General features: G+C 52.9%; 13 protein-coding genes. 9 read left to right on the top strand and 4 right to left on the bottom strand.

Annotation, left to right across the window (positions count from 1 at the left end):
* The first annotated feature begins 436 nt into the window (after positions 1-436).
* The 7 genes from ACAW74_RS27650 to ACAW74_RS27620 all read left to right on the top strand — a co-directional run bounded on the left by ACAW74_RS27650 (position 437) and on the right by ACAW74_RS27620 (position 11962).
* A complete protein-coding gene (locus tag ACAW74_RS27650) occupies positions 437-733 on the top strand; it encodes a hypothetical protein (RefSeq protein ID WP_370701500.1) in 297 nt (98 codons plus the stop codon).
* 13 nt (positions 734-746) lie between these two features.
* The gene (locus tag ACAW74_RS27645) at positions 747-3500 is read left to right on the top strand and encodes a toprim domain-containing protein (RefSeq protein ID WP_370701499.1); all 2754 of its coding nucleotides are present in this window, start codon (positions 747-749) and stop codon (positions 3498-3500) included.
* A gap of 53 nt (positions 3501-3553) precedes the next feature.
* Positions 3554-4267, top strand: a complete 714-nt coding sequence (locus ACAW74_RS27640) for a hypothetical protein (protein WP_129606279.1) — start codon at positions 3554-3556, stop codon at positions 4265-4267.
* 215 nt (positions 4268-4482) lie between these two features.
* Complete coding sequence (locus ACAW74_RS27635; RefSeq protein WP_370701498.1) at positions 4483-5142, top strand: hypothetical protein; 660 nt, start codon at positions 4483-4485, stop codon at positions 5140-5142.
* 54 nt (positions 5143-5196) lie between these two features.
* On the top strand, positions 5197-5922 hold the full coding sequence (locus tag ACAW74_RS27630) for a PD-(D/E)XK nuclease-like domain-containing protein (RefSeq protein WP_240699489.1): 726 nt from the start codon (positions 5197-5199) through the stop codon (positions 5920-5922).
* A 450-nt stretch (positions 5923-6372) separates the two neighbouring features.
* Entirely contained in the window at positions 6373-11463 is a 5091-nt protein-coding gene (locus tag ACAW74_RS27625; RefSeq protein WP_370701497.1) for a helicase-like domain-containing protein, read from the top strand.
* A 346-nt stretch (positions 11464-11809) separates the two neighbouring features.
* On the top strand, positions 11810-11962 hold the full coding sequence (locus ACAW74_RS27620) for a hypothetical protein (protein ID WP_370701496.1): 153 nt from the start codon (positions 11810-11812) through the stop codon (positions 11960-11962).
* Here the strand turns inward: ACAW74_RS27620 and ACAW74_RS27615 are convergent.
* The 4 genes from ACAW74_RS27615 to ACAW74_RS27600 all read right to left on the bottom strand — a co-directional run bounded on the left by ACAW74_RS27615 (position 11954) and on the right by ACAW74_RS27600 (position 15295).
* Positions 11954-12949, bottom strand: a complete 996-nt coding sequence (locus ACAW74_RS27615) for a GIY-YIG nuclease family protein (protein ID WP_370701495.1) — start codon at positions 12947-12949, stop codon at positions 11954-11956. The genes ACAW74_RS27620 and ACAW74_RS27615 overlap by 9 nt on opposite strands.
* Before the next feature lie 243 nt (positions 12950-13192).
* Positions 13193-13888: a hypothetical protein gene (locus tag ACAW74_RS27610; protein ID WP_370701494.1), complete on the bottom strand. Its 696-nt coding sequence runs from the start codon at positions 13886-13888 to the stop codon at positions 13193-13195.
* Positions 13889-13892: 4 nt separating this feature from the next.
* Complete coding sequence (locus tag ACAW74_RS27605) at positions 13893-14393, bottom strand: hypothetical protein (RefSeq protein ID WP_370701493.1); 501 nt, start codon at positions 14391-14393, stop codon at positions 13893-13895.
* A complete protein-coding gene (locus ACAW74_RS27600) occupies positions 14393-15295 on the bottom strand; it encodes a ParA family protein (protein ID WP_370701492.1) in 903 nt (300 codons plus the stop codon). Before ACAW74_RS27600 ends, ACAW74_RS27605 begins: the two co-directional genes overlap by 1 nt.
* 252 nt (positions 15296-15547) lie before the next feature.
* Here ACAW74_RS27600 and ACAW74_RS27595 point away from each other — a divergent pair, with 252 nt between their 5' ends.
* Both ACAW74_RS27595 and ACAW74_RS27590 read left to right on the top strand, forming a co-directional pair.
* Positions 15548-16075: a plasmid mobilization protein gene (locus ACAW74_RS27595; RefSeq protein ID WP_370701491.1), complete on the top strand. Its 528-nt coding sequence runs from the start codon at positions 15548-15550 to the stop codon at positions 16073-16075.
* Positions 16072-16746 carry a relaxase/mobilization nuclease domain-containing protein gene (locus ACAW74_RS27590; RefSeq protein WP_129606266.1) on the top strand — a complete coding sequence of 225 codons (675 nt, stop codon included), beginning with the start codon at positions 16072-16074 and terminating at the stop codon, positions 16744-16746. Before ACAW74_RS27595 ends, ACAW74_RS27590 begins: the two co-directional genes overlap by 4 nt.
* The last annotated feature ends 66 nt before the right edge of the window (positions 16747-16812 follow it).

The following is a 16812-nucleotide window of genomic DNA, read 5'->3' as shown; positions in this document are numbered from 1 at the left end:
TTTCACAAGACAAAAATAAGCCTTATATCAGCTAAATATTTAAAATACTACCTAATTTTAGATAAAATATTAAACAAAAGCAATGAATAAGAGCAACGGAGAACCGATTGAACTCAGTGATGCACAGGCTAACCGACTTATACACCTATTCAGACCTTCATTTGAGAGTCCTGTGAACCAAACTACCGGAGTTGTACAGGCCAGCGCGATGATCTGGCACCCGATGTTGACAGACATTCACCAGCAGATAGTGCATTCGATCAGCCCGGTCTTGATTCAACAAACTGTATCAGCGGAGACCCACTCTCCTACCCTATCGCTGACGTTGTTGCCCGCTCCAGCCAATCATTCATCCCGTGGGATTGACCCTGTCCAGCACAACAGGCCAGTCGACGAACTGGCCGTAGCTTCCAAGCCAACGCTTTAATTCTGACGTATGCTTTATCTGACTTTCCTTGAAGAACAATGGGGCCGTGACCGCATTCACCAGGCGATTCAGCCCCTTTTCATTGGTGACGGCGAAGAACCCGGCGACCCACCCATAACCGTACTCAATGCCGCCGTCAACGACCCTGATCTCTGGCAGGTACTCACCCCCGACGAGCGGGAACGCTTGTTTTTGGCCTTCACAGAACTTCAGCATGATCTAACCGTCTTGGCCGGGGATCTCCACCGGATACACGAACCGACCCTCGGCGGCTTCGAGTTGAACGTACCTGACCAACCGAACTAACCCAGCGCAACGTATGAAACAGAAAGCCCAAAACCGCGCTACTCGTGAGCAATTGGCCATTCTGCGCCACCTCAACAAAGCGGGGGTACGTTACCTGGCGTTTGGCGACTACGCTATGAATGCCATCGACCCGGCCCGTGCCATTGGGAATGTGCAACTCTGGATCGAGCCGACCCGCGCCAATTTCGAACGACTCGATACAGCCATCCAGGCGATGTACGGCCCCCGCGTCCTGACCCGGACGAACCCTGACCTGACTGACAATCCGCAACCGAAAAAGATGCTTACCCTCGGTGATGGCCCACAACGGGTGGGCCTGTACCCGGCCATCAATGGCTTCCAGGCCAATGACTTTGGCGACTTGTTTACCCGCGCCCAGACCAACCGGGCCGCGCTCATCACCAACCGGGGCAAATTGGACGGGTCTGTCGCTTATCGTCAGTTAGCCGTGCCGGACCTCTACCAGAATGTTCGCGAGTCGACGGCTTATCATAAGGCGTGGAATATCCAGACGCTGGAGAAATACGCCGACGACAGGCGAATTGACTTGTCGCCCAACGGCACTCAACGTACTGCGCCAACCGGTATGAAGGAGGAAGCCGAGGTTTCCAAAGCCACCAAACCCAATCAGCCTACTGACGCAAAAACGACAGAGGGTGATACCCCCACCAAACCACGTACCGAAAAGCTGGTGCGTGATTTCGAGGCCATCAAGCGCGATCTTGATCTGGAGGTAGTATTGCAAGACTACGGGTTTCAACTCGACACCAAGAAATCGAAACCGAGTGACGAGTGGCTTATCTACGAACGGGGCGAGAAGAACGCGAAGGAACGCCTGGCCGTGTACACCGGCGACAAGTACGGTCAGAAGATGTTCGTGGACATGAACGATCAGCGCGGCTGGCGGGGCGACGTGATAAAGTTTCTGGAACGGGTCGAGAACGGTATCTACCGCAACGTGTTCAAAGCTGTTGATCGCATTATGGCTTCAGCCGACTACACGCTGCAAAAAACCGTTACAGCCCCGCTGAAGCAAGTGAAAGACGCGCTCATCGACACCAAACTCCGCGAGAAAGACCTGCACAGTCGATACGCCATTGCACCCCTGACCGATACGCGCTACCTCGAAGGGCGGTCACTGCACAAAGACGTACTGTTTTCGCCGGAGTTTGACGGTCGCATCAAGAACATCTCGTATACCTCCGACAAAGGCACGACCCATCACAACACGGCTTTCCCGATGTACGCGCAGGACGGGCATCTGGTATCGATGGATATTCGCAACGAGCGGTTCAAGTCGTTTCCATCAGGCGAGCGGGGCGAGGCCATATGGCATTCGAACCGGTTTTACAAACTGACCATGCCCCTGGCCATGCATGGCCGCAATGACTTACCTGTCGGGACCATCGGTACGGTTCATCGACCCCGCGCGGATACCATCTCATTCGATTTCGTGGAAGAGGGCGTTGCCCGGCAGGTTCAGTTACCGATTGAGTCGGCTCGAAACGCCTTTAAGGAAGTGCAGGCGCAGCGGATTCTGGTGGCCGAATCAGCCATCGACGCGCTATCGTTCAAACAACTGAATCCCGAAGCGGAAGGCGAACGACGGTTCTACATGGCAACGGGTGGCCAACCAGGAAGCCGACAGATGGGGTTCATTCAAAAGGTACTAGATCGTAACCCGGAAGCTCAGTTTGTCATCGCGCAGGATGGCGATAACGCCGGGCTTCGGTTCGCCATCAACTACCTCGGCCTAACCCATCCGGCGGCTGATCCGGCCCTGCGCATCAAACCGGAGATTGCCTATTCGGGACCAAACCTCCCTCCTAACCCACTGGCGAACGTACTGGGGCCAAAATTTGCCTTCGACCCGGAGGTCAAAACGTTCAGCGACGTATTGAAACGGTTCGACGTCGCCGACGGTACGTTGTCGGAAGGTCACAAGTTGGCAATCAACCACCAGGCTCGTTTTAAGGAAATCATGCCCGACGATTATGTGAAGGTGTCGGTCGAGATGGTGCAGTCGGTCATTCCGGCTTTTACGTATGCCAAAGCATTCGGTGTGCCCTTGCCCGACGACATATCGAAGCTGGCACAGTCGGAGTACATGACGGGCAAGGTGGGTAATGAATTCCGGTTCGCGCGGGAGCGAGCCATGATCTCCGGGAATGAGTTTGACAACCGACTGCAACTGCACAAAGATGCCAAGCTGGAGAAAGACCTGTATTCGGGTGTCAATAAGCTTGACCTCGAACTCCGCCAACCCCTCACGCCCGGCGCAACCGGACCCGGCGAGGCCCAGCAACGTAACGAAGCATTTTTAGGGCGATTTCTCGATGAAATGAATCGCTTCACGAAGCAGTTTCATTACAATGGCGACGCGAATGATAAGGAGAAAAAGGTGCAGGAGTTTCAGCGCGAGACGTTGCTCGATTCACAGCAAAATCAGGCCGTGACCCGCACCCGTATTCACTTCCCCAACGATGGTCGTTTACTTGTTAAGGCCCTGACGATGTTATCGGATGAAATCAATCAACGGCAGGGCCAGGCATTGTACCAGGTGGTACGCCCCACCCGGCAGCAGAAAGATCTTAACGACGTACTCCAGAACCGGCAAGGTGAACCGCTGCCGGATTCCAGCCCGCTGAAAGTTGGCGCACCGCCTACAATCCGGCCCCACACTGAGTTGAAATCTGAGCAGAGCGCGAAGCAAACAATGGCAGAACCGGCTGCTGAAGCCGTCCGGGCCTATCGAACCAAACTCTAACTGTATTCTCCCCTGCCGACCGGTGAAACGGGTCGGCAGGGAAATTTTTGTCCATGAATCCAGCCCCCTCTCCTACTCACCCTGAACAGGACATGATCGGTCAGCAGCGACCGCTGCCTGCCCAGCCAAACTCCGGTCAGATGTACCCAACTAATCCCTACTGGAAGCAATCGCCCCAACCGTCAACTCCTCCCCTACCCGTACCCCCTCAACCCGATTTGGCCACCACCCCGGATGCTCCGCTTTTCGATCCCCACTTGATTGGCGCGCTGGTTTCTGCCCTGCAAGATGCCGGTGAGCAGCAACGTACCGAATTAGTGCAACGGCTCACCAATTGGCTTCCGCAGCTTTCAGATCAGCTCACCCCGACCGTGGAAGCTTGTTTGGAGAAACTCGTCCCCAAGCTGGTTAAGGTCGAGCAGCCTGGGCAGTCGTTGCTTCGACTGGTACGTTACCTGACGGTGGGGATGGTGTTGGCCGGACTGGCTATGGGTGGTCTATTTTATGGCTGGTTACAGGCCGCTCATGAGCGGGATAGCTTTGCCGTTGGCTACTGGCAACATCGCTACGTAGTTGCCAAGGCAACCGTGGATGATTCACCGGCTTTGCGGAAGTTACTTACCGAGGCAGACACGCTTGCCGAATCGCCTTCCTTTCAACTTGAACTGAGCCGACTCGAAGGTATACTCGATACCCGCCGTCAACGCTACTTGCTGCAACAACGCGAACAAGAATTACTGGCTTCACCCAAGCGTAGTAAGGAGTGAATATTCAAATAATTAACTATTTATGTATTTTAATAATTCGCTGAGAATCAAGGGGTGTTTTATAGAAACAGAATCAGATCGGGTTCATAAAACTCTGACTATCAGTTAGTTAACTTGAAAATAGCCAGATAGATAGCTATCTTTATAGTGTTGAAACCGGAACGTCTGGCCGGTGAAGCCCGGACTAATTAACTCCTTTTTCCGCTATACCGATTATGAAATCGTACCAGCATGAAATTACCAACACGCAGGGTGAAGTTATCATTGCTAACCGCTTCCGCTACATCGAGGGCGACCCAAAACAGTACCGCTACAACTCCCAAACCGGGCAGTTCAATATCGACGGTGACACGGTTGTACTGGATAGTAATGGCAAAGCAGTAAAAGAGTTTTCGTTTCAGCCGTTTGTGTTCCGTGTGTTTGAGGACGGGCTATTCAATCGCACCCGCGAACCCTGGGCAGAACTGTTCTTTATCGACGCGCTCAACTGCGTATCAAGCATCATGTTCAATGGCACCACGCTTGCCGAGTTGCGTGGCATCTTCAAGAAGCTGCTTTACGAAGGCAACGAGCCAAAAACGCTCTGTGATGTGGTACTGACGGTTCGCCCGGAAAAAGTGACGAGCAAAAATGACCCGACGAAATCATGGTTCATCGGGCGATTCAGCTACACCCTCGCCGATCCGCAAACGGTGCAGGCATTGGCCGAGTACGCGGCTGATTGTCCGATCTACCGGCGCGATACGTTGAAGCAAACGGCCAACTACCTCAGCTTCTCCGAAACCTTCGCCCTGCCAGCTACAGACTCAATCGCGCTGCCTATTGGTGAGTCTACTGAACAGGCTGTACAAGAGGCTGAAGTAATAACTGTGTAGTTTTTTATTTGGTTATTTGACTATTTAACTAGTCAAATAACCAAATAATTTTTTATGTCTTTAATTAACTATCCGTATATCATGCTATTTCAGCCCGCGACGTATCGTTCCTATCCCGCTATTTCTAATTCAGACCTGATTGAGTTTGAGCGGTTTCTTACTGCGACGCCTAATAAAACCCCCGTCGCTGCCTATGCTGAGGGATCGGCATTTCATCAAATGGTTTTGGAACCGCGTTGCGGGCGACCAATTCCCGCTGACATTGACCGGGAGCGATTAACCAAAATGGCTACGGCTGTGCGGGCCACCCGCTTTGGCCGGTGGGCGTTGCAATGGGGTCAGAAAGAACAGCCGCACCTCTTCCGCGACCCGGAAACCGGGTTACTGTGCAAATGTCAAACAGATCTTCGGCTACGGCACGGTCTGATCGTGGATATTAAAACGACCCGCGCCCGCACATACCAGCAGTTCCTGGAATGTTGCGAATTGTATCAATATGACCGGCAAACGGCCTTTTATCTGGACGGACTTAACGCTAAACGGTTCGTCTTGCTCGGTGTGCAGAAAACGGCTCCCTTTCAGGTATTTTACTTTGAACCAACCGCCGACGCAACGGGTAATGCGTTTATCGAACAGGGACGTGAACGATACAAGCGTTTGTTAGCTCTGCTGGCAAAGTCATCGTTTCAGCCCTCGTCTTGGGCAACTGCGGCAGCGAGTACGCCAAGATATAGGAACGCGATAATTGACAACGCCATACCTAATCGAGTATATGTATAGTCGATTAGTGAAATAGCTGAATAAAAAAATATTCAGCTATTTCACTTTTTATAAAGAATGGTTCGTTGTTGGCTATTCAGCTAGTTTGCTACATGGATAAACAGCTATATACATCACCAGGTGAAGGTTGGCAGCGGGTCAAGTTGATACAACGAGTAGGACCAACACTTCAGGTAGGGCAGGAGGGCTGGGCTATAAGTGATTCACAGATATCAAGAGAAAGCCCGCAAACAGACCCACCGTACCGGTTTGTTACGCTAACCAATCATGAAGTCGAGTTTCGGGTATATAGCACCGAAATCGAAATACGCTGAGCTAAAAAGAATCAAGGGGTAATTGGTAAAAGTGGTCTGAATCAAACGGGTTGTAAAAGCCTGAGTAATAGCTATATAGATATTAAAATAGCTGAATATTTGGCTATCTTTATAGTGTTAAACTAGTCAGCTATTTATGACCCATTACCCAACGCCACGCACCCGCACGGCCACCGTTCGGCCTGTTGTCCTGATTGCCAATCAATACGCGCTGTTTGGTCAGCCCGGCTTAGTGCCACCTACCCGCCCCAAACCCGCCCTATCGACACGAGCCAGCCAGCCGCCAGCCGTTAAGCCAATAGACGTACCTGCAACGGAGCAGCAAACCGGCTTTACGCTTAGCGCAGATTCGTTTGTCATACCAATTGGCAACACGGCCAAATTACGGGCCAACTTTACCGCGCTGGAAACGCTCAAGCAACTACAGCAAGCCCAACGACCCGCAACACCAGCCGAGCAAGAAATTTTGTCTTTATATACGGGTTGGGGTGGGCTGTCAGCCATCTGGAAAGCGAATGCGTTCGAGACGTGGCAGCGGGGCCAGACGGACAAAACGGTTTTTGTCGATGATGCCGTAAGCCGGTGGGGGAGCCAGTACGGACGTACCCGGCAGCGGTTGAGCGACCTGCTAACCCCCGCCGAGCAGACAGCCGCCGAAGCATCCACGTTGAATGCTTTCTATACGGCTCCCCAAGTGGTAGCGGCCATGTGGCAGGCCGTTGAGCAGTTCGGGTTTACGGGCGGTCGCATCTTGGAGCCAGCCGCAGGGATTGGCTATTTCATTGGACTGATGCCCCCGACGTTGCGCGAACGGTCGGCGTGGGTAGCGGTGGAAAAAGATAGCCTATCGGGGCAGTTGTTGCAAACGCTGTACCCGGAGGTTGACACCCACGTTTGCGGTCTGGAGCAGACCGGGTTTGAAGCCGGCAGCTTTGATCTGGTAATTGGTAACGTACCCTTTGGCAGTTACACGGTGTACGACCGCAACCACCCCGAACTAAACCAATTTGCCATTCATAATTATTTCATTGGGCGGTCGGTGCAGTTGGTTAAGCCGGGCGGTATTGTGGCCCTGATTACTTCGGCGGGTACGCTTGATGCAGCCGGTACAGAGTTTCGCCAATTCCTGACAAACGAAGCCGAGGCAGAACTATTGGGAGCCATCCGGCTACCGTCGAATGCATTTGAAGCCAACGCCGGAACGCAGGTAACGACCGACGTACTGTTTTTACGGAAGCGGTTAGGTAGCGCGCGGCCCTTCGCGGCCAATGCGTTTGAGCGGACAATCACTATACGCGCCGAATTAACGGACGCGAAAGGCAATGAACTAGAGTCGGCAAGAACGTTGGCGGTTAACGAGTATTACCATAGCCGCCCGGCTATGATGCTTGGTACGATGCACTTTGCCGATGAGGTGGGTAAAGGCGGGCTGTACCGGGCCGATCAGCCGACCTTACACCAGCCCAACTCTGACCAGTTGCCGCAGTTACTAAGCGCGGCCCTTGCTGAACTACCAGCTAACGTTTACGAAGAAAGCCCACGAGCCGCAGCCCGGCCAGCTACTCAATTAGCGCGGTTTATGGAGTCGGTAACAATTCGGGGCAAACGTTACAGCCAAACGCTCATTGTTGCCCAATACGAGCGGGTAAAGAAAGCCTTTACGGAATTGCGACGCGCCGAGCAGCAGGGTAGGGGGGAGGCCATCACCGACGAGTTACGGATGGAGTTAAACCACGCCTATTCACTGTTCACGCGCTATTTTGGGACGCTCAACCGAAACCGGGCCGTTACGTTCCTGGAGGACTACGACCCGCAATTTGCTACCGTTCAGGCGTTGGAGGTAGTGAGCCGAGCCGAGAAGGGCCATACTATTAACAGGGCTGATATTTTTCGTCAGTGCGTACACCCCGCCACCCATTGCCCCGAACGGGTAGAAACGTTGGCCGATGCGTTACGCTTATCTATTGCCTTAACGGGCCGGGTTAATGTGGGGCAGATTAGCCGGTGGATGCAAAAACCGGTTGATGCAGTCAAGAGTGAACTGGTAGCGGGTGAATTGGCGTACCCAAATCCGGTTTCGGGGCAGTTGGACGACCGAGATACGTACCTGTCGGGGAACGTGCGAAAAAAGTTAGGGCAGGCCACCGAAGCCGCCAAAACAGATGCCCGGTACGCTGTGAATGTTCGGGCATTAACCGCCGTAGTACCGGCTACCATACCCGCCCCGCTTATTCAGTTTCGGTTGGGGTCGGCCTGGATTCCTACGTACATCATTGAACAGTTTATCGGCCAAACCGTGCAGACCAGCAGCGTAACGGTTGGCTATAACCAGCGGGTGGGGCAGTACGAGGTAACAGGAGCGGGGAACGTGTCATCGGTGCAAAACCGCTCGTTGGGTACGTCACGCCGAACGGCTATTCAACTCATCGAAGCAGCGTTGCAGGGACGTACCGTTGTTGTTACCAAAACGATTATTGACCCGGAGGGTAAGGAGAAAACGGTAAAGGACATTGAAGCCACCAGTCAGGCGGTACAGGCGCAGGAGGCTCTAAACGACCTGTTTATTGACTTTGTACGGGACCACCACAGCGCGGCCATCGAACCCGTGTACAACGAACTGTACAACAGCTATGTACACAAAACGTACCGCGAACCCGCCCTGAAACAGTACCCCGGCGCATCGCCTGCGATTCAGTTACGCTTGCACCAGTTTCGGGGCGTGGAGCGGATTAAGGAGCAAGATACCTTGTTGGCGCACGTTGTCGGGTCGGGCAAGTCGTTCACGATGATTTCGGCGGCTATGGAATTGAAGCGGCTAGGCGTAGCCCACAAGCCTATGATTGTGGTGCAAAACTCAACGCTCAACGACTTTGCCCGTGCGTGGCGGACGCTCTATCCATCGGCCATTATTTACGTACCGCAACCCGCCGACCTGGAAGCCAGTAACCGCAAACGATTCTTACAGCGAATTGCGACAAACAACTTTGACGGGGTGCTGATTCCGCAAAGTTTCCTGAAACTGATACCCGACGACCCCGCCAGTGAGGAAGCGTTTATTCAGGAAGAAATTGACCGGGTGGCCTACACCATAGCCGCAGCCGCCCGGCAGGGACGCGACCGGCCCATGAGCGTAAAACGGCTGAACGAACTGAAACTACGACTGGCAAACCGACGCATCCGGCAGGCCGACCGCAAAAAAGACGAGATGCTGACGTTTGACCAATTAGGCATCGACGCGCTGTTTTTGGACGAGGCCCACCGCTACAAACGGCTTGGTTTTTTCACGGCCCGACAGAACGTAAAAGGCATTGATACGGCGGGTTCGGAGGATGCACTAAGCGCGTTGTTTAAGTGCCGCACGGTGCAGGCACGGCGGGGCCGGGTGGTGTTGGCGACGGGTACGCCCATATCGAACACGATGGCCGAAGCATGGACGACCTTACGGTTTATTGCCCCTGACCGGCTGAACAAGGCTATGCTGTCCACGTTTGACCAATTCGCCGGAGCGTTCGGCACCGTGATTCAGTCGTTTGAACTGACCGCAACGGGCAACTTTAAGGCGGTAGAGCGGTTTGCGAAGTTCGTTAACGTACAGCAGTTGTCGGAGTTGTACCGCGCTCATGTTGACGTGGTGCTGAACGAAGACGTGATCGAGTTTCAGCGCGACAGTACGTTACCGGTACTGAAAGACGGGCAGCATACGCGCATTATTCTGCCACAGACCGAGGGCGTAGCTGACGAGTTGGACCGCATCAAGCAAACGCTACGTTGGTTTGAGAACCTGAGCGGGGCCGAGAAGCGCGATAACTCACATATTCCGTTGGTGTGTTTCGGGCAGGCCCGCAAAGCCACCATTGATTTACGGCTATTGGATGCCGAGAATCCCGACGAAACCGGGTCGAAGTGTAACCGGTTGGTAACGGAAGTGTTGCGTCTCTATCACAAATCGGCTACGTACCTGGGAACGCAGTTGGTCTTTGCCGACAACTACCAAAGCCCATCTATAAAAGGGTTCTTCGATGTTGAGGGGGCCGACCTGTATTTTAAACGCTTCAACCTGTTTGAGGACATACGGGCTAAGCTAATCGCGCAGGGTGTACCAGAAACTGAAATTGCCATTGTTCCCGCCGAGGCCGACAAGCGCGAACCGCTCTTTGCCAAAGTTCGCACGGGCGAGGTACGTGTCTTGCTCGGTACGTCGGAACGGGCGGGCGTGGGCGTAAACGTGCAGGAACGCTTAGTGGCCGTTCACCACCTAGACGCGCCGAATAGACCGACTGATTTTGAACAACGGAATGGGCGGCTGATTCGGCAGGGCAACTTACATGCCGTTTGGAACTTGCCGGTAGAGGTGTTGACCTACGGCGTAGACCGGACGCTCGACGCTACGGCTTACGGGCGGTTAGCCATCAAGCAAAAATTTATCAACCAAGTTTTGAAAGGCCACATTGCCGACGACCAAATGGCCGACATCAGCGCGGACGATGATTTTGCCGCTATGTCGTTCGACCAAATGATGGCGACGCTGTCAGGCTCTCAACACGCCCTATTGTACACGACAAAGCAGCTTGAACTATCGCGGGTAGTGCAGGCCCGTAAAAACTGGCAACGCGGGGTGATGGATGCTCAATGGCAGGTCGAAAACGCCCAACGGTTTATCCGGCAGCAAGGCCCAACGTTGGCCGAGTTGGAACAGGAAACGGCGACCTTACAAACACATTTCGGCCAGATCTACGCCGTGACGAACGTGACGGTAAACGGCACGACCTATACTGAAAAATGGGGCGAACCGGTGCAATACCTGATTGAGCAAGTCAAGGGATTGGCGAAACGCCGGGTACAGGAGTCGAAAACAATACTGGTTAACGGCTTGCCGCTAACTCTAACCGGGGAGCGATCACAGGAATTGATTGGCGATTTTTTGCCCGGTCAGGCGGTAGTACGCTATCAGTGGGGTCGGGAAGTGTCGGGCGTGGTCGGGTCGGCCAACGGGTTGTTTTCCTCGCTGAAAGCCGCCGTTGCCCGCGCTTGTGAAGCCCCCGCCCAACTCATCCGCGAACTGGAACGCGCCCGGCTTATTGAGCAGGAATTTAGCCGCAAACTTGCCCAACCCTTCCGGCAGGAAGCCGAGTTGCACCGCTTAGAAACCGAAGTAGCCGACCTAAAGCGGAAGATGGAAACCGAAAGCGAACCCATAGAAACTGAAGTCGCCGAGTTGGTAGCCTGACCCGTTCACCCGCGCCGATGCCTACGGGTGTCGGCGCGGGTGAAACGAATCAAAGGGGTAACTTACGCAATACTTATCGAGCCTCATCCATTCTCGCAAGAATGCAGCCAGGTACTTCACCAACGTGTACGAGTGTAATCTCTCGCCTGCTATCGACGTGCTTGACATTCATTTCGCTTGGAAAGGCAGCAATCAAATGATTCTCAACCTCATCAATTGTAAAGGCATCATTAGTGGAGATCTGACCAAGATAGAGTGAGGCTCCGTGTCTCAAACAGCCCTCTATCCAATGTTTGTACCCAGCATTATATCGACCACTCGCCCGAAAACCTTCGCGGGTTCGCATATGTCCACCAAAGAAGCTATTGTGGACTTTGCCCCAGTAAAACGGTTTGCCGCCCCATTCGTGCAGATAAATGCAGTTTCTGAAGTGCCGGGCTTCATCGTAGGTTTGGCACTGCTTCCAGCTAATGACCATGATTGGATAAGGTCATTTTAGTGAATGAGCTTCCTCAACCAGTTCTTGTATTCGGGCTAACTTTTCGCGGGGCAGCTTGCTCCAGTACCAGTTGACGAAGTAAGCACTGTTCAAGGTACATCGGGGCTGTGCAGGTCTATGATTTTTGACATTTGCCAGTCCGACAGAGAAGGCAATCGGTTTATCGGCGTAGTCTCTATATAACTCAGAGGCTAGATACTCTTCTTTCAAGAAACGTCCGAAATCTCGGATTGCTTGGGTTTCCTTACCACTAAGTTCATAGGCAGTTTTTGTCGTTGACGTCTTAACCTGAATCATTACCAGGTGCCAGAAATAGCCACACCACTTTATGCCAATTACGTCAACCGGGGTTTGGCTAGCAGGTGTAAACACAACTGAATAACCGTGTTTGCTTTCAAGCGTACGCTTGATGTAGGTTTCACCTTCATCACCAACCTGTTTAGAAAATAAACCGGCCAGACTTCGGTTTGCTTTGCGCCACTTCGTGTGTACCTCATGAACAAACTGACTCAGCCGTTCGGTCTGAGTTAGTTGCGCTGAAACATCACTGGCTACTGACGATGCTTTTTGATCTTTCGCTATTTTTTTTTCTGATTGATTTGTAGTCGTTTCCGTTGTTGCTGAAGCTGTTGGCAGCGTAGCGGCAGTAGCCTTTCTATTCAAAGCGCGAAGTTTCCTGCCTTCAAAGCAGACCGGTTGATTTAGGTCGAGGGCATGACAAACTTTTTCTTTGATTATGACTACGGCTTCGTTAAAACCAATTTTAAAGTACTCGTTTTTATACTTATACGGCTTTAATACCATGTGCGCGATTTTCTCAGCAGCATGTGAATCTGGTACTTCCATGTACCATTCCAGCACATGCTTACTCGGTTGACCATTAGAGAGGGTTTTTACGCGATCTTTCGGCGAGTTGCTGCGCCCAACCTTAACCAGCTCAACATTATGAATAGGATTTGTAGTTACGTAGATATACTCCTTGACCATGAGTAATAGAATTAGTGATTGATGTATATGCAAATAGCTAAATAGCTCATAAATAATCAAGGGGTACGGCGGGGAACGCCCTTCGGGCCAGCCCCGCCGGGTGCGCGGGGCAGCATCTTTCAGGTCGCGCCCTCACCACTGCGTGGCCGGTTGCGCCCCGAAAGACCCTGCCCGGTTCGCGCACGAATCAAGGGGTAAGCAGGAAAGGCAATAAATAAATCAGATTGGGCGGTCAAAGCGCACTTAAGCATAATCGGACGTTGCGTAATCGTAGTCGTTGGCTTCTTCCTCGTCGAGCAAATTGAGGAGCATCGCCTGCACGTCGGCGGGCTTGTCGGCTACGGCTTCGCGGAATAGGCTGGCGTAGGAGCGGCCCGTATCGCGCTGCCGGTCGAGGGTCAGGGCGCGAACAGCTTCGAACTCCTGGCAAAGCAAATCGTCGCTGAGTAGTCGGCTCAACAACTGCCGGTCGAGCGAGAGCCGGAAACCGGTAGGGGAGGGGTGGATCGTGTCGGCGGAGTACGTGGGTACGTTCGTGGTTTCCAGTGCCGACGCTGTGTCGGGTGCTGTATCCGATGTCGTCTCTTCATCTGGGTCTGCGGGTGCAAAAGCCGGATCGTCCAATACCGGTGGTATAGACTCTGATGAAGAGGCTGAAGCAGTGGGGGTTTCTGGGGCTAAAATAGGCTCAGCCGTACTGGTTGAGGCTTTTGTGCGCAACGGTATCAATTCTGTGCGATCATACGAAGCCATCGGGAAGGGTACGTCCACCGCAATCTTTCCGGCAGTTGGCTGGAAAAACGATTTGATAGCGGGCGCGGGACGGGTATGTTTTTTCGCTTTAGAACGACCCGTAAAGACCAGCACCAGCCCGGCCCATACGATCAGGGCGAGCGTAGCCAGGGCGAGAAACGTACCGGTTGAAATCAGTAAGAACATAGGCTTAGGGACGGGGTTGGTTAAACTGAGCCAGGGCATTCAGGAAGGTTTGGTCGGATTGCTGCGCGACGGCCTGTTCGTGCAGGAAGCAGAAGTAGGCCGTCATGGTTAGCTTCACGCCGTAGTTCAGCATGACATAGCCCGCTATCTGAATATACTGCTTCCGCATAGCCTCTTCAATAAAGACAATCTTAACGCCAGACAGGGAAGCGGGTTCTTGATTGGTAAGCCGTTTTGGCGCAGGCAAAGGGCGTTTATTCGACTTAGATTTATTGCCTTTCGTACTTGATGACTCACCAGCATCAATCTCTGTTTTCGATACTTGTTCAGCCGAAGAGGTCGACGCTGTTGTCTCAGTGGTCGGGACTGACTCAGTGGGTACGTTGTCGGCAACAAAGTCGTGATACCGATTGGCTTTCTGCCGTAACGTTTCGCCTGAACTGCCAAGCGTTGGGGCCGGATCAGTGGTGGTAGCCGGGGTACGTCGATATTTGTCGAGGTCCATCAACGAGTTGATTTAGTCAGTTCGGGAAAAAGTGCATTGACCTCGGCGACCAGACTAACGATGTCCTGTAAGTACTGCGCTTCACGCCACTCAGCGGGTTTGGGCGGTCGGCTGCTGCCGTCGTCCTTGCGCCGAACGTACCGGCCCGCAGGCAGCACCACTGGCGATGATACCGTCGTTAGCATTTTGGCCCGGTCGAATCCGGCATCGGCATCGTTCAGGCGGGTTTTTAGGAAACTGATTGGTAGCGCATCGTTGCGGAAGAGGTTGGCGAAGTACGTCTCCAGTACGTCGGCCCGGCGGGCAAAGGTGAACTTGTACTTGTTCCAAAAGCAGCGGATAGTCAAATAGTTAGGTAGCTGGCTACGCATGACCCGATCCAGAATGGCCCCGACGTACTGAATGGAGGCCGCTACGTCAACCTGCTGCGTTGTGAAGGGAACCAGCAATACGTCGGTCTCAGCCAGGGTACGTAGGATACCGGCGTTAAACTGCCCGCCCATATCGAGAAAAATGTAGTCGAAATCAGCACGTACCCGGTCCATGTCCAGTTCGCTCAGAGCTTGGAAGGGTAGGGGGTGAATGGGGTAGTAGGCACTGATGCCCTGTTGCCGGTTGTACCGATACCGCTCAAAAGCCGCCTGATCGTTGACACTGGTATAGGGCTGACCTTTCGCGGCTAATTCGGCATCGGTCAACTCACCAAACGCCTGAGCCAGCATGGCCTGCCCCGCCTGTTCGTCTTCCCGCAAATCAACGACCGAATGTTGGGGTGGATCGCAATCGAATACGACAACCCGTTTCCCGGCTGCATAAGCCAGATAGGAGGCTATAACCACTGTCAGCGTGGATTTTCCCATGCCACCCTTCGATGTATGTATAGTAATGATCTTTCCACTCATAAGTGTAATAGATAATTAATTAAACAAAAATAGATAATAAAATATAGTTTTGCAACTTAATTGCCCGTTGCACCATAAGCAACTGAGTTGAATAGATAGAATTGGACAACTCATACAACACAGTTGCTTGATGCAACTCGAGCAACCAAGGCAACCCGCGCAATTTGCACCACCGACGTACCTGCCGAACCTAAGTTGCATCAGGCAACCGGCTCTTTGGTGTGCAGCAAGCTATGTTTTTGTATATACAAAATGAGGGAGGGAACCACAAAATCGACTACTGACCAGTTGGGTAAGAAGTCAGAAAAAGAGCCGCAAAAACGCTCGACGGGCGTTTACGTTCGGTTGAGTGAAGCCGAAAAAAAGAAGTTGAAAGCGATTAGTCAGCAAGTGGGCATCAGCGTGTCGCAACTGCTACGGTCGGGTGCATTGGATAACCTACATCGGCTCCCCCGCCTTCGGAAGCTACCGGCTGACATGACAGCGGAACTGGCTAAGTTGGACCGGCTCACAACCGCCCTGTTGTATCTCAGCCAACGGGCCGAGTCCGACGCACTGTACGCACAGGACATCCGAGAGATGATGTATGGTGTCGGTGAAGTCATCGGCGAAGTGAAACGGTTCTGCGCCGACAACAGGACTGATTGGGGTACGATCCAACAGTTGGACACGCTCATCGACGTACTGCAACGCGCCGATGATACTGCGGTCAAGAAGCCTGATCTAACAAAGATATTGCAGAGCATTCGAGCCGGCTACCAAACCGACAAGCGATTATGATTGGCAAAGTTGCCCTCTTCGGCTCCAGCTTCCTGGGGGCCATCCAGTATTGCTATTACGAAACCCGCACCAACCGGAGCCTCGACCGGACCCGCCTGCGCGGTGAATTGCTGTACGCGCAACACGTCGGCGTATCGGTTGTAACGGACCAACGGCTTCGACAAGACGTGAAACAGCGGTTGAACATAGAGGATATGGCTGACAGCATGAAGTTGGTAGCCGCCCTAAACGACCGCATCCGTAAACCCGTCTGGCACCAGAGTTTTTCGTTTCCAATTGGCGAACGCCCACCCGACGAGGTGATGCTCCGTATCTGCCAGTCGTTCGCCCGAACGTTTGGCATGGAGAATAACCCGATGGTCGCGTTTCGGCACCGGGACTGTGACCACGAGCATTTTCACATCGTAGCCAGCCGGGTTGATCTGGACGGTAAAAACACGGCCAAAACAAGCTTTAACTATCGAGAGGTCGGTCGTTTTTGTCGGGCGATGGAAAAGCGGCACGGTTTGATGCCGGGTACACCGATGAACATCGATAGTCCAGTGAAGCAATCCGATGTAACGACGAATCCTGCCAGGTCAGAACAGGCGCATACCGAACAGCGACCGACTACCGACCAAACCAAGACCGTTCAGAACCCCAAAGTACGACAACCTCGACCAACGTTGTAAATTCCATTCAGTGAAGAGATATATAATGGAATAGTTGTATATTTGACTATCTAATTATTTTTCTAT

The sequence above is a fragment of the Fibrella musci genome (genome assembly GCF_041321105.1).
Lineage (GTDB): Bacteria > Bacteroidota > Bacteroidia > Cytophagales > Spirosomataceae > Fibrella > Fibrella musci.
This window is presented reverse-complemented; position numbering and strand designations above follow the sequence as displayed.